Below are 13,346 nucleotides of genomic sequence, written 5' to 3' on the forward strand. Positions count from 1 at the left end.
TCGGGCGGGTTCCGGGGTGCTCCCCGCCGTTCGCCGTGTGCTCCGTGAATGGGGTCCGGGGATGCTTCGTGCCCTGGTCGGCGGGGGTCCGGCCGGCGTCAAGCGGGATCGGGGCGCTTCGCCGGAACGGGGCACGGCGGGGCGGCCGGAATTGACCCATGTTCCTTGCGGACCGGGGAACTTGGGGCCTCGTTGTCCACAGGAGGGGCGATGGTCGAAAAGTTATCCACAGGCTGTGTGAGAAAACTGTGGATTCCGGAAGTGATCATTCCTGTGGGCTCTCGGTTCGACTTCGGGATTCCTTTGCCAAACCCCCGCCATCCACTCATTCGGGTGGGAATTGCTCTCTCTTGGGGGGTGATGGATGAAACAGGGGTGACGGGCGGAGGTCCGGGGCCCGGCGGCCGTGCTGTGGACGATGTGACGCCGACCACGGCCGGTGCGAGGGGTGGAGGGGATAGGTGGCCCGATTTGTCGACGATGTCGGGCCACTCTGTCGACTTGTCCCCAGGTCGAGAACCCGTACCTGTGGATAACTCTGTGGATGATGAAAATCAGCAGGTAGGACAGTTCCGGTCAGCCGGGCCCGGCGGTCGGGAAGCGCCTGGAACCCGGCCCGGAGCGGGGCAACACAGGACAGGCCCCGGTACGGAGCCGACACCGCCTCCGTCGTCCGGCGTCCAGGGCCTCGTGCCGGTGTGCCGGTATGCCTCAGACCCGGCCGTCCTGGCAGCGGGCCAGCCAGTCCGACGCCTCCGTGAACTCCTCGTCCGACGTACCCGCCCGCGGCCCGCGGACATCCCCCGGCGATACCCCCGCCCGCGGGTACGAGCCCAGGAACCGCACCTCCGGACAGATCCGCTTCAGCCCCATCAACGCCTCACCGACCCGCCGGTCGGAGATATGGCCCTCCGCGTCGACCGCGAAGCAGTAGTTGCCGATGCCCTGCCCCGTCGGACGCGACTGGAGCAGCATCAGGTTCACGCCGCGTACCGCGAACTCCTGCAACAGCTCCAGCAGACCGCCCGGATGGTCCTCCCGCTGCCAGATGACCACCGACGTCTTGTCCGCCCCCGTGGGCGCGGCGGGCCGGGCGGGCCTGCCCACCAGGACGAACCGGGTCTCCGCGTTCTCCGCGTCGTGGATATCGGTCACCAGCGCTTCCAGACCGTACGTCGCCGCCGCGAACTCGCCCGCGAAAGCCGCGTCGTACCGGCCCTCCTGCACCAGCCGGGCCCCGTCCGCGTTGGACGCCGCCGACTCCCACAGGGCGTCCGGCAGATGGGCCCGCAGCCACTTGCGCACCTGGGGCTGGGCCACCGGATGCCCGGTCACGGTCTTGATCTCCGACAGCTTCGTCCCCGGCCGTACGAGCAGGGCGAAGGCGATCGGCAGCAGCACCTCGCGGTAGATCATCAGCGGCTCGCCCGACGCCAGCTCGTCCAGGGTCGCCGTCACCCCGCCCTCGACGGAGTTCTCGATCGGGACGAAGGCCGCCGCCGCGTCCCCGTTCCGTACGGCGTCGAGTGCGGCCGGGACCGACACCATCGGGACGAGCTCCCGGGTGGCGGCCTCAGGCAGTGTGCGGAGGGCGGCCTCGGTGAAGGTGCCCTCGGGACCCAGATACGTATACCGCGTGGCTGACATACGGTCACCCTAGTAGGACGGCCGGGCCCGGCCCGGCGATCGGCGGAACGAGCGGCAGCGGCCGGAGAGACGGCGGCGGCCGAAGGTGCTGACGGGACGGAAGGGCCGTCAGGGCCGGGTCACGACTCCAGCAGCCGCTGCCCGACGTACTCGCCCTCCGCCGCGCCCCCCGGTACCGCGAAGAGACCGCTCGACTCGTGGCGGACGAACGCCGAGAGCGCGTCGCCCCGGTCCAGCTTCCGCTGGACGGGGACGAAGCCGCGCAGTGGATCCGCCTGCCAGCAGACGAAGAGCAGCCCCGCGTCCGGCGCGCCGTCCGCGAGTACGCCGTCGTGGTACGAGAAGGGGCGCCGCAGCATCGCCGCGCCCTGGTTCTGCTCCGGCGCCGAGATCCGGGCGTGCGCGTTGGCCGGGATCACCGGTCTGCCGTCGGCGGCCAGCGCGTCCAGCGCCAGGGGGGTGGTCTCCGAGCCGCCGGTGAGCGGGGCGCCGTCGGACTTGCGCCGCCCGATCACCCGTTCCTGCTCGGTCCGCGGCAGCCGCTCCCAGGTGTCGAGGAGCATCCGGATCCGCCGGACGACGACATACGAGCCTCCGGTGAGCCACTCCTGGTCCCCGCCGGGCGCGACGAAGATCCGGCGGTCGAAGTCGGGGTCCGCCGGACGTGGGTTGTTGGTGCCGTCGATCTGGCCCATCAGATTGCGGGCGGTCATCGGGCGGTCCGTGGCGCCGGGCGAGCGGTTGAAGCCGTCCATCTGCCAGCGGAGCCGGGCGGCGTCCCCGGCGGCCCGCTGTACGGCCCGCAGGGCGTGGAAGGCGACCAGGGCGTCATTCGCCCCGATCTGGACCCACAGATCGCCTTCGGAGCGCCGGGGGTCGAGCTGGTCGGAGGAGAACGCGGGCAGCGGCTTCAGCCCCGCCGGGCGCCGGGCTCCCAGCCCCGTACGGTCGAAGAAGGTCCGGCCGAAGCCGAAGGTGAGGGTCAGCGACGACGGCCCGGCGTCGAGGGCCACACCCGTATCGCCGTCGGGCGCGGGCTCGCCCGCCATCAGGGCCGCCGCCAGCGCCGACCAGCGGCGCAGCAGGGCCGCCGCCTCCTTGCGGCCCGCCCCGGGCGCCAGATCGAAGGCGGTCAGATGGCCGCGGGAGTGCAGGGGCGTGGTGATGCCCGCCTGATGTTTCCCGTGAAACATCGCCGCCGTCGCGCCGACCGAGGTCAGGGCCGTCGGTACGTCGGTGGTGGCGGCATGGGCCGCTGCGCCGCCCGCGCCGCCCAGTGCCAGCCCGGCCGCGCCCGCCGCTCCGGCGGCCGAGAGGACCCGGCGCCGCGAGGGTCCCCCGGCGCCGGGGCCGGAACCCTCACCGGCTTGCCGCCCCGGCCCGGAATCCGGACCCGAACCGTCTCGGCGCCCCGGCCCGGAATCCCGGCCCGAACCCTCCCGGTGACCCGGTTCGGTCGCCGGTTCCGGCGTCCCGCCGGGTCGTCCGTGCGTGCCCCGCCCGGCCGGTACGGAGGCGGGGGCGCCCGCCTCCGTATCCGGCTCTCCCGAAGGGGTCCGGGTCCGCGCGGAGGTCTTTCCGGCGGCGGTCGTCTTCTTCTTCGCCATGGGGTACGTCAGCCGATCTTCATGCTCTGGTCGACGGAGGTCTGGTCGATGTCCGAGGTCCGTACGGTCACCCTGATCCGCCAGTCGCCCGCCACGGGGATCCGTACGGCGTCGGCGCTCCACTCTCCCGGCGCCGTCCGCACGGGGGTCACGGCCAGCGGGCCGATCTCCTGGGCGGGGAGGGTGAGGGCGACCCGTACCTCCGGAACGTCCAGCGGGCCGCCGTCCGGGCCGGTGACCCGGATCCGGAGGCCGTTGGGGCCCCGGCCCGCCGGGTCGAGGGCGAGCCGGATCGTGCCCCGGCCGTCGGTGCCGCCCGTGTCGAAGGGGATCTCAACCTCGGCCGGGGTACCGGTGCCCGAGGGCGCCGGTGACGAACCGGCGGTCGTGGCCGCCCGGTCCGCCGTCTCCGCGGTCCGGGCGGGCTCGGTGGCCGTCAGTGCCGTGGTCACGGCCAGGACGACGGCCGCGATCCCGGTCTCCACCAGGACGGAACGGCGCAGTCCGGAGCGTACGGGGTCGGCGTCCCGGGCCTTGCGACGCGCGGTGGAGGCCACCGCGGCACGCTGCCGGGCCAGCTGGGCCGCGCGTACCGGATCGGCGTCTGCCGGATCGGCGTGTAGCGGATCGGGCCCGGCCGCCGGGGAACCGGCCCGGTCCGGGACGTCCCCGGCGCCACCGGCCTCCGGGGTCCGGGCGAACTCCTCGGCCGCCCGCACCTCCAGACACCGCGAGCACTCCGAGTGACCCGGCTCCCGCGCCGCCGCGGCCGCCTCCAGCCGGGCCGTCCAGCGGCGGGACCAGCGGGCGACGGCCACCATCAGCACCACCAGCGCCACCTTGACCAGCAGCAGCCGCCCGTACGGCGTCCCGGTCAGCGCCGACCAGGAACCGATCTGCCGCCAGGACTGATAGAGCCCGGTCACGGCGAGGACGACCACACAGCCGAGGGCGACGCCGGAGAACCGGCGTACCGCCGACGGCTCCAGCGACGGCTCCCGGCGCAACGCCGTGAGCAGGGTCGCCAGCCCGCCGAGCCAGCCCGCGACCGCCAGCAGATGGAGGACGTCGAGGGGGATGGCGAGACCGGTCTGGATACCGGTGGAGGCGTGTTCGGAGAGCGCCCAGGTGGCGGCGATCCCGGCACAGACCACCGCGCCGCCGACCCTCAGCCCGAAGGCCAGGTCCTCCCGGCGGTCGTCCACCGGGTGCGGCTCCCCGCCCGGGGCGGGAACCGGGGCCTCATGGCGCCGGACCCGCTGGCCGTAGGCGCCGATGAGGACGGCGACGAAGAGCGCCGCGGCCCCGAGCAGCAGCAGCCGTGAGACCAGGGCGGCGCCCGTCTTGCTCGCCAGGACGTCCTGGAGACCGCCGAGGTCGAAGACGTCCGCGAGCTTCCCGGAGCCGGTGTACGGCACCCGGAGCATCAGCATCGCCACGGTCGCCGCCGTCAGGACCGCCCAGGAGCGGGTGATCAGCTTCTGGACGGACCGTACGGACGCGCCCCGGGGCCAGCAGACCAGGACGAAGGCCGCGGCGCCGCAGAGCAGGACGAAGCCCGCGTAGGAGATGTACCGCGCGATGTCGTACAGCGTGCCGACGGTTCCGCCGCCCGCCGCGCCGTCGGGCAGTGCGACCGTGGTCGCGGACGGCGCCCCGACGGAGAAGGTGAAAGCGCCGGAGATCGGATGGCTGTCGGCGGACACGGCCTGCCAGGCGACGGTGTACGTGCCGTCCGGCAGCCCGGTCCGCAGGCCGACGGAGTAGGCGACCCTGCCGTCGGCGGAGCGGTCGCGGACCGGACCGGAGTCCGCCCGCGACCCGTTCGGTTCGAGTACCCGGATCGAGCCGTCGCCCATGGCGAGCTGCTCGGAGAAGGTCAGGGTGACCTCCGCCGGGGCCGTGGCCACCACCGCCCCGTCCTTCGGGTCGCTCCCGGTCAGGGCGGCATGGGCGGCCGCGGGACCCGCTGCCGCCAGCAGGGCGCTCAGCACCGTGCCGACGAGGACGACGGCGGCGAGCAGGGCCCGTAGCGGCCCGGCCGGACGCGCCGACCGGACCGGTGGGGGATGGGGGGCGGTGATGGTTGTCATGGCTTCCTCAGGGATCCTCGGCTCAGTGGTGCCCGCCGGAGGCGTGCCCCGACTTCTCCGGTGATTCCCCGGACTTCCCCGTCCCCTCCGGACGCTCGGAGTCCGGCTCGGTCGCGGGGTTGTAGGTGGCGTCCATGACGGGGAGTTCGACCCGGATCGGGTCGGACGTCTCGAAATGCAGCTCGATCACGACCTTCTGGCCCTTGGCCGGCCGGGACTTCAGCCGCTCGAACATGATGTGGTTGCCACCGCGTTCGAGGGCGAGCGACCCGTCGGCCGGAACGGGGAAGGAATCGACCTTCCGCATCCGCTGGCCCTCGGTCTCGTGGATCGTGATCCGGTCGGAGATCGAGCTGGTGACGGAGGTGAGCCGGTCGGCCTTCCCTCCCCCGTTCCGTACGGTCAGAAACCCGGCGGCCATGTCATTGACGGGTTGTGGCATGAATTCGCCACTTACTGTCAATTCGGGCGCGTTCGGCCTACCGTTGGAGGAGTCCGAGGAGCAGGCGGTCAGCGTCACGGCCGTCCCGGTGACGACGACGGCGAGTGCTATCAGGGGGTATGCCGCGCCCCCTCGCCGCCACCGTGCCCGGTCCCGGCCCCCGTGTCCGTCGCTCACGGGGCCTCCCCGCGGACGAGCTTCGGCAGGTCCTTGGCGTATGCCTCGGGCGTGGTGTCCTCGCCGTAGACGACATAGCCGCGGTCGGTCTTCGGGGAGAAGGCCATGACCTGGGCGCCGTGCATGGAGGTGACGGTTCCGTCCTTCTCCTTCTTCGGCGCGTCGATCCCGATTCCGACCGAGCGGGCGGCGGCCTGGATCGTCTTGAAGTCGCCGCTCAGGCCGATGAAGGAGGGGTCACCGGCGGAGGGCAGCCACTTGCCGATCGCGGCGGGGGTGTCGCGCTCCGGGTCGGTGGTGACGAAGACGACCTGGAGCTTCTCCCGGTCGGCCGCCGGGAGCTTCTCCTCGGCGATGGCGAGGTTGCTCATCGTCATGGGGCAGACGTCGGGGCAGTTGGTGTAGCCGAAGAACAGCAGAGTCGGCTTGCCCTTGGTCCGCTCCCGCAGGTCGAACGGCTTGCCCTTGGTGTCGGTCAGTACCAGATCCGGCTTCTCGAAGGGCTGGTCGAGGACGGTACCGGGCTTCTTGTCCTTCGGCGCGGAGACCTCGGCGACGGAGTTCTTCGAGCCCGATCCGGAACCGCCGTCGGAGCAGGCGGAGAGGGTCAGAGCCGTGGCCGCGGCGAGCGCGGCGACCAGTGCGGTCTTCTTTCGCATGGAGACAGTCCTGAAGGAGAGGGAACGGGATGGGGGAAGAGACGTCATGAGGTGACACCGCTGTCGCGGCGGCGTCCGGCGAGCACGCCGAAGGCGACACCCGCGGCACCCACCAGGATGCCGACCACACCGAGGACCCGGGCGACGGTGTCCGTCGAGTCGTCCTCGCCGTCGTCGGCGGAGGCGTTCGCGGACTTGCCGTCCGTGCCGCCGTGGTGGTCCCCGGCGGCACCGTCGGCGGCGGGAGCACCGTGACCGTCGGCCTTCGGCGCGGACAGGGCCAGCACCGGAGCAGGCGCCTCCGGCTCGGGGCCGCCCTTCTCGGCGACCTCGATCCAGCGGACGACTTCCTTGTTGTCGTACGTCTGGAGCGCCTTGAAGACGAGCTGGTCGGTGTTCTCGGGCAGTCGGCCGAGGGAGAGGGGGAACTGCTGGAACTGGCCCGGACCGATCTTCGAACCGTCCGCGGTCCAGGTGACCTTGGAAACGGCCTCGGTGATCTGCTTGCCGTGCACGGTCAGCGGCTTCGCCAGCTTCGACTTGGTGACCTCGACCTTCCAGCCGGGGACCGGCTGCGGCTGGACGGACGCCAGCGGGTGCTCGGTCGGGAGGACGATCTCCAGCTTCACGGTCGAGGCGTTGTCGCGCTCATTGGGGACCTTGACGTCCACAGTGGCGTAACCGCCCCGGGCCGCGTCGCCCCGGGGCTCCACCCCGACATGTGCGAACGCGGGCCCGGCCAGCAGCAGGGAGGCCGCCCCGACGCCCGCGGCGAGGGCCGTGACCCGGACGGCACGGAAGGACCGGCGACGGGCCGGACCACCGGCGGCGACGCCGGAAGCCGAAGCGGAAGCGACAGGGGCAGCGGCAGACCCGGCAGAACTAGCAGACCCAGCAGGCTCGACAGACTCAGCAGAAGCGGAGAAAGCGGAAGAAACGGGGGAAATTCTCATGGTGCACGTACTCCACGAACAGGGGAGGAAACGGTGGTCGTGCCGGTGCGCGAAGGCGCACGGGCACCACGGCCGCACTCCCGTCGAGTGGGCCGTGTCAGGCGGCGAGCGCGAGGCCCGAGGGCGGCCCGCGTCTGATCACCGTGTGCTGAAGCGTCTCGCCCACCGGTGGTGGCGGAGCGTCCTCGCCGGGGCGCGCGGGCCCGGTGCCGGGCGCCGGAAGCCGTACGAGACCGGCGCAGAGCGTCCGTACGAGGGCGAGCGCGGCCCGCAGCGACCGCAGCCGGGCCGCCTCGGCCATCAGCCGGCGTGCCTCGTGCGCCGATGCCGCCGAATCCGTCGCCAGCTCGATCAGCCGCAGCAGCGCCAGATCCCCGCGGCGCAGCAGCCAGCCGGTCACCACGGCGACCAGCAGATGGGCCAGCAGCATGGCGAGGGACGGCAGCAGCGCGGCCCCGATCAGGCTCTGTTCACCGGCCGGGTGGCCGGTCGGTCCTCCGGCCGTCGGCGGGTTGATCCCGGCGGTGGTGACGATCCGCCGGGCGTCGTCCGCCGTCAGGGTGCCGGTCGGCCCGCAGACCAGGTTCGCGGCCATCCGGATCAGCCCGTCGTCCGTGCCGGACGACGGCCGGACCGGATGCCCCTGCCCCAGTCCGAAGAGGACATGGAGCGCGAGCTGTCCCGCGCCCAGGGCGACGGCGACGGCGGGCAGGGACCGCACCCGGCCCGTGAAGGGCAGCGCGAGGGCGAACGTCCCGGCGAGCGCGGCCAGCAGGGTCCACCAGGGGACGCCTTCATAGGAGGCGAGCGCGTGTCCCGTCGCGGACAGCACGACGCAGACCGCGGCGAACACCGCGGCCCGCAGCAGCCGAAGGCCGGTACCGGTGGGCGCACCGGGCCGGGGCGACAGGGACGACATGGCCGGGTCATCATCCCACTGCGGTTTCCGGCGCCCGACGGCAGGTCCGCGTCGCCTCCCCCGGATCACCTGGTGGATCGAAGGGGAGCGGTGGCGGGCGGCGCGGAGCGCGCCGGGGCGGTCACGGTACGGAATCGCCGCCGTCCGCGCCCCTTCCGTCACCCCCGCCACGATGTCACCCGTCCGGCATACACCTTTGCGCCATGGGCGCGCTTCCGCCGAATGAGCGCAATCACACCAACTCTGGGCTTACGGCCCGTGTCTTGGGGCAATACGTATCGGTATGTCGAGCCGCGGCCAGGAGGCTGGAGCATGAGCATCTGGTGGTCTCTGCACTTGCGGCGCGAAGCTGCGAGCATTCCGCTCGCCCGGCGGCTGCTGATCGGCGCGATGGAGACGGCGGGGGTCGATCCCGATATCTCCTTCGACCTCTCGGTCGCCCTGAGCGAAGCCTGTGCGAATGCCGTGGAACACGGCGGAGGCGCGGGTTCCGGCGGTCCGGCCGGGGGGTATCGCGTCACCGCGTACCTGGACGGCGAGAAGTGCCGAATCGAAGTGTCCGACTCCGGGCCGGGGTTCCCGGCCGGATCCGCCCGGCACGGCCGCGGCTGTGCCCACGGCGGAGCCGCGGTACCGGCGGCCGGAGGCGCCCGTACGGTGCCCCAGGGCGCCGAGGGCGCCCTGGGAAGACCTCCCCGTCGGCAGGGGAGCCAGGGGAGCCAGGGGAGCCCGGGGGGCCAGGGGAGTCCCGGAAGCCCGGAGACCGCCGGGACGCGGGCCGTGGCGCCGGGCGCCACCGGCGGCCCCGCAGGCCCCGGGATCTCGGTGAACAGAGCGGCCGACCGGCCCCTCGAACGTCTCGGGGCCGGGCAGGACCGGACCACCGGCCCGGGACCCGCACGCTCCGAGACGACCCCCGCGCGGCCCGATCCGGGCTTCGCGGCGGCCACCGCCGAAAGCGGCCGGGGGCTCTGTCTGATCGAGGAGCTGGCCGATCACGTCCACTTCAGCAACCGGCCGGGCCGGGGCGCCGTGGTCAGCTTCGACAAGATCCTCAAATGGCGGGAGGACGCGCTGCTCAGGGTCTCGTAAGGGGGAGACCCCTCACCGGCCCGGCATACGCGTCCTCCGCCGGAGGTCGTCCGGACGGCCCCCGCGCGGCGGCGGGGGCCGGTCCTTCGGAGACGTCAGCCCTTCAGTGCCGCCATCCACGCCTCGACCTCGTCGGACCGGCGCGGCAGCGCGGCCGAGAGGTTCCGGTTGCCGTCCTCGGTGACGAGGATGTCGTCCTCGATCCGGACGCCGATGCCCCGGTACTCCTCCGGGACGGTGAGGTCGTCGGCCTGGAAGTAGAGACCCGGCTCCACCGTCAGGCACATGCCCGGCTCCAGGGTGCCGTCCACATACGCCTCGGTCCGCGCCGCGGCGCAGTCGTGGACATCGAGACCGAGCATGTGGCCGGTGCCGTGCAGGGTCCAGCGGCGCTGGAGGCCCAGCTCCAGGACGCGCTCGACGGGGCCCTCGATCAGCCCCCACTCGACCAGCCGCTCGGCCAGCACCCGCTGGGCGGCGTCGTGGAAGTCGCGGTACTTGGCGCCCGGCTTCACGGCCGCGATCCCGGCCTCCTGGGCGTCGTGGACCGCGTCGTAGATCTTCCGCTGCAACTCGGTGAAGCGGCCGTTGACCGGCAGGGTCCGGGTGACGTCGGCGGTGTAGAGGGAGGTGGTCTCCACCCCGGCGTCCAGCAGCAGCAGATCGCCGGAGCGGACCGGGCCGTCGTTGCGCACCCAGTGCAGGGTGGTCGCATGCGGGCCGGAGGCGCAGATCGAGCCGTAGCCGACGTCGTTGCCCTCGACCCGAGCCCTGAGGAAGAACGTTCCTTCAATGTAGCGCTCACTGGTCGCCTCGGCCTTGTCGAGGACCTTGACGACATCCTCGAAGCCCCGGGTGGTGGAGTCGCAGGCGCGCTGCAGCTCACCGATCTCGAAGGCGTCCTTCACCGCGCGGGCCTCGGAGAGATAGACCCGCAGCTCCTCGTCGCGCTCGCCGGTGACCTTGTCGGTCAGCGCGGCCTCGACCCCGGCGTCGTGGCCCCGGACGATCCGGACCGGTCCGGTGGCCTCGCTCAGCTTGTCCTTCAGCTCGCGGACGTCGCCCGTCACCAGCCCGAGCAGGGTCGACTTCTCGGCCAGCGAGTGGCGGCGGCCGATCCACAGCTCGCCCTGGCCGGAGAGCCAGAACTCGCCGTTCTCGCGGTCGGAGCGCGGCAGCAGATAGAGGGTGGCCTCGTGCCCGTCGTCGGTGGGCTCCAGGACGAGTACGCCGTCCTCGCTCTGGTCACCGGTCAGGTACACGTACTCGGTCGCGGCGCGGAAGGGGTATTCCGTGTCGTTGGACCGCGTCTTCAAGTTGCCCGAGGGGACCACCAGGCGCTCCCCGGGGAAGCGCGCCGACAGGGCCGCGCGGCGGGCGGCCGCGTACGGGGCCTGCTCGACCGGGGTCAGGTCGCGCTGCTCGGTGTCCGCCCAGCCGCTCGCCATGTTCGCGGCGAGCTCTTCGGAAACCTCGGGGTAGAGGCCGTTTTTGCGCGGCTTGATCGGCTGCTCTTCTTCTTCCGGGGCACTCGGGGTGAGCTCCTCGGCCACGTCTGCCTCCTCGACACGTCATCGGACCGGACTCCATCGTATGTGGGGCGTGAAGAGGGCCTCGAAGGGTGTGACGAGTCCGACATAACGGGTGTACCACTGGACCGGTGGCAGAGCCTTCCGGACGCCGTCCGGACAGCCCGGATCCGCTTCCGCTTTCTCATGCTCCCGCCACGGATGCCCTCGCCACCGATTCACCGGCCGCCGACGCTCCCGGTACCGGGGGTTCCGGCCCCCGGCGGGCGGCGCGCCGGGCCGGGCGGCCCGCCCGGTCGACCCCGGGCCCGAGCGGCCGGGTGGCCGGATCGGGCCGGGTCAGCCGAACCGTACGGCGAGCACGACGACGTCGTCCGCGCGGTGGTCCGTACGACCGCCCGGAGCAGCCGTCCGCCGGGCGTCCATACCCCGGCGGTCGCGGCCACCGGCCCCCATCGCGTCCGGCCCGGCGCCGTCCTTCTCGATGGTGCTGGAGCAGCCGTACGGGTCGGCCGGCTCCGGCAGCAGGGTGTCCAGGACGTGGTCGGCGATCGCGCCGGGGTCGTCCCTGAGCGCCCTCGGCACGCCCGCGGCGGCGGCGTGCAGCCGGGCGAAGGCCCGGTCCATGGAGTCCCCGGTCCGCCGCAGCAGCCCGTCCGTATAGAGGAGCACCGTTTCTCCCGGTTCGGGAGAGACCTCGACGCTGGGCGCCTCCCAGCACGCCAGCATCCCCAGCGGTGCGGAGAGCGACGTCTCCACGAACTCCGTCCGCCGCTCCCCGATCAGCAGCGGCGGCGTGTGCCCGGCCCCGGCCAGCACCATCTTGCCGGCCGCGGGCTCGGCGTAGGCGAAGAGCGCCGTCGCGGTCCCGGCCGGTTCCGTGAGCCGGAGCAGCAGTTCGAGATCGGAGAGTACGGCGACGGGGTCCTCGCCCTCCATCACGGCGTACGCCCGCAGCGACGCGCGCAGCCTGCCCACGGCGGCCAGCGCGCCAGGACCGGTGCCGCCGACCGAGCCGACGGCCAGCCCCAGCGCGCCCTCCGGCAGCGGCAGCGCGTCGTACCAGTCGCCGCGCGGTCCGTCCGGGCCGGTGCGGTGCCGGGCGGCGAGCCGGACCCCGGGGACCCGCGGCAGCCTGGTCGGCAGCAGCTCCTCGGCGATCGCCGCGACGCTCCGCCGGGCCGTCTCCAGCTCGATCAGCCGGGAGAGGTGCTCGGTGGCGTATCCGGCGTACCGGGCCACCAGCTCGCGCCGGTGGTCGGCGGGTGCCGCGGGCTCGTCGTAGAGCCAGACGGCGGCGCCGAGCGTGCCCGAGGTCTCGGAGGCCAGCGGCTGGGTGTAGGCGGCGGCACAGCCGAGGCGTACGGCGACGGCCCGGCGGACCGGGTCGAGGGACTCGTCGCCGAGGATGTCCGGATGGGCGATCGCCGACGGCAGTGGGGTATCCGTGGCCGCCGACGGCAGTCGGGCGCCCGCGACCGCCGCCGACATCACCGGTGGGTGCGGTTCCGCCGACGGCCCGGCCGGGACCGTGCTCCGGTCGAGGATGCGGCCGTACGCGGTCAGGGCGCGCGGCACGGTCTCGATCTGTCCCAGCTCCGCGTGGCTCAGCCCGTACCCCCGGGTGAGGGAGGCGGGGAAGGCGGTCGACGGCCCGGCCGGAGGTTCGATGACGGCCAGTCCGCGCCGGGCGCCGACCAGCGACGCCCCGGCGCGCAGTACCTCGTCCACGGCGGTGTCGAAGGAGTCGGTGGCCGCCAGGCGGCGGGTCAGCTCGTGCAGGGCGGCCAGATCGGCGGCGAGCCGTGCGGCGGGGCGGTCCGCCTCGGGGGCGGGCGCGCCCGGCGCCGTACGCGCCCCGGTGAGCATCGATACGCCCCCGGTCAGAGGGTGCCGACCGGTTTCGGAGGATTCACCGGCCCCTGAACGCGGTACGGATTCAGCGCCGGACTCCGCACCGCGCGCCGCCGGATCGTCCGCGAGGGAGTCGGCAGAAGCGGAAGGAGCCGCCGCAGTTTGCGGGGAGCGCTGAATCGAAGAATCGATTCCGGCCACTTTCGGAAGGTGTGGGGCGCTCATCGGAGAGGGCTTTCCGATGGGTGCATTTCGTGGCATAGCATTGCAAACCCCCAGGTCATTTTGCGCCGCCAGCAATGGGTCCACATCTACACGCAGATGTAAGCGGATGTCCAGCATTGCACCAGTGGGATTGATGGTGTCTACGTGAG

9 protein-coding genes and 2 pseudogenes are annotated in these 13,346 nt (G+C 72.9%); 2 read left to right on the forward strand and 9 right to left on the reverse strand.

Annotation, left to right across the window (positions count from 1 at the left end; all coding sequences use genetic code 11):
- Positions 1 to 711 precede the first annotated feature (711 nt).
- From pheA to AB0G74_RS02940, 7 genes are all read right to left on the reverse strand, one after another.
- Positions 712 to 1,647 (reverse strand): prephenate dehydratase, encoded by a 936-nt coding sequence (pheA, locus tag AB0G74_RS02910; protein ID WP_361139800.1) that lies wholly within the window; start codon positions 1,645 to 1,647, stop codon positions 712 to 714.
- A 119-nt stretch (positions 1,648 to 1,766) separates the two neighbouring features.
- Complete coding sequence (gene efeB, locus AB0G74_RS02915) at positions 1,767 to 3,254, reverse strand: iron uptake transporter deferrochelatase/peroxidase subunit (protein ID WP_361139803.1); 1,488 nt, start codon at positions 3,252 to 3,254, stop codon at positions 1,767 to 1,769.
- Between the two features lie 8 nt (positions 3,255 to 3,262).
- Positions 3,263 to 5,347: a copper resistance protein CopC gene (locus AB0G74_RS02920; protein ID WP_361139806.1), complete on the reverse strand. Its 2,085-nt coding sequence runs from the start codon at positions 5,345 to 5,347 to the stop codon at positions 3,263 to 3,265.
- A gap of 22 nt (positions 5,348 to 5,369) precedes the next feature.
- On the reverse strand, positions 5,370 to 5,867 hold the full coding sequence (locus tag AB0G74_RS02925) for a copper chaperone PCu(A)C (protein ID WP_361139981.1): 498 nt from the start codon (positions 5,865 to 5,867) through the stop codon (positions 5,370 to 5,372).
- 95 nt (positions 5,868 to 5,962) lie between these two features.
- Positions 5,963 to 6,625 (reverse strand): SCO family protein, encoded by a 663-nt coding sequence (locus AB0G74_RS02930; protein WP_361139808.1) that lies wholly within the window; start codon positions 6,623 to 6,625, stop codon positions 5,963 to 5,965.
- Between the two features lie 44 nt (positions 6,626 to 6,669).
- Positions 6,670 to 7,374, reverse strand: coding sequence for a YcnI family protein (locus AB0G74_RS02935; protein WP_361139984.1), 705 nt, complete (start codon positions 7,372 to 7,374; stop codon positions 6,670 to 6,672).
- A 301-nt stretch (positions 7,375 to 7,675) separates the two neighbouring features.
- The gene (locus AB0G74_RS02940; RefSeq protein WP_361139810.1) at positions 7,676 to 8,497 is read right to left on the reverse strand and encodes a hypothetical protein; all 822 of its coding nucleotides are present in this window, start codon (positions 8,495 to 8,497) and stop codon (positions 7,676 to 7,678) included.
- 312 nt (positions 8,498 to 8,809) lie between these two features.
- On the opposite strand from AB0G74_RS02940, the pseudogene AB0G74_RS02945 reads away from it, so the two are divergent.
- Both AB0G74_RS02945 and AB0G74_RS02950 read left to right on the forward strand, forming a co-directional pair.
- A pseudogene (locus AB0G74_RS02945) lies at positions 8,810 to 9,082 on the forward strand (ATP-binding protein); the annotation flags it as partial.
- A 366-nt stretch (positions 9,083 to 9,448) separates the two neighbouring features.
- Positions 9,449 to 9,589, forward strand: a pseudogene (locus AB0G74_RS02950) (ATP-binding protein); the annotation flags it as partial.
- Between the two features lie 95 nt (positions 9,590 to 9,684).
- On the opposite strand, the gene AB0G74_RS02955 reads toward AB0G74_RS02950, so the two are convergent.
- Both AB0G74_RS02955 and AB0G74_RS02960 read right to left on the reverse strand, forming a co-directional pair.
- Positions 9,685 to 11,142 carry an aminopeptidase P family protein gene (locus tag AB0G74_RS02955; RefSeq protein WP_361139813.1) on the reverse strand — a complete coding sequence of 486 codons (1,458 nt, stop codon included), beginning with the start codon at positions 11,140 to 11,142 and terminating at the stop codon, positions 9,685 to 9,687.
- Positions 11,143 to 11,457: 315 nt separating this feature from the next.
- On the reverse strand, positions 11,458 to 13,314 hold the full coding sequence (locus AB0G74_RS02960) for a PP2C family protein-serine/threonine phosphatase (protein ID WP_361139816.1): 1,857 nt from the start codon (positions 13,312 to 13,314) through the stop codon (positions 11,458 to 11,460).
- Positions 13,315 to 13,346: the final 32 nt, after the last annotated feature.

The organism is Streptomyces sp. NPDC020875, assembly GCF_040641415.1.
In the GTDB taxonomy this organism is placed as follows: domain Bacteria; phylum Actinomycetota; class Actinomycetes; order Streptomycetales; family Streptomycetaceae; genus Streptomyces.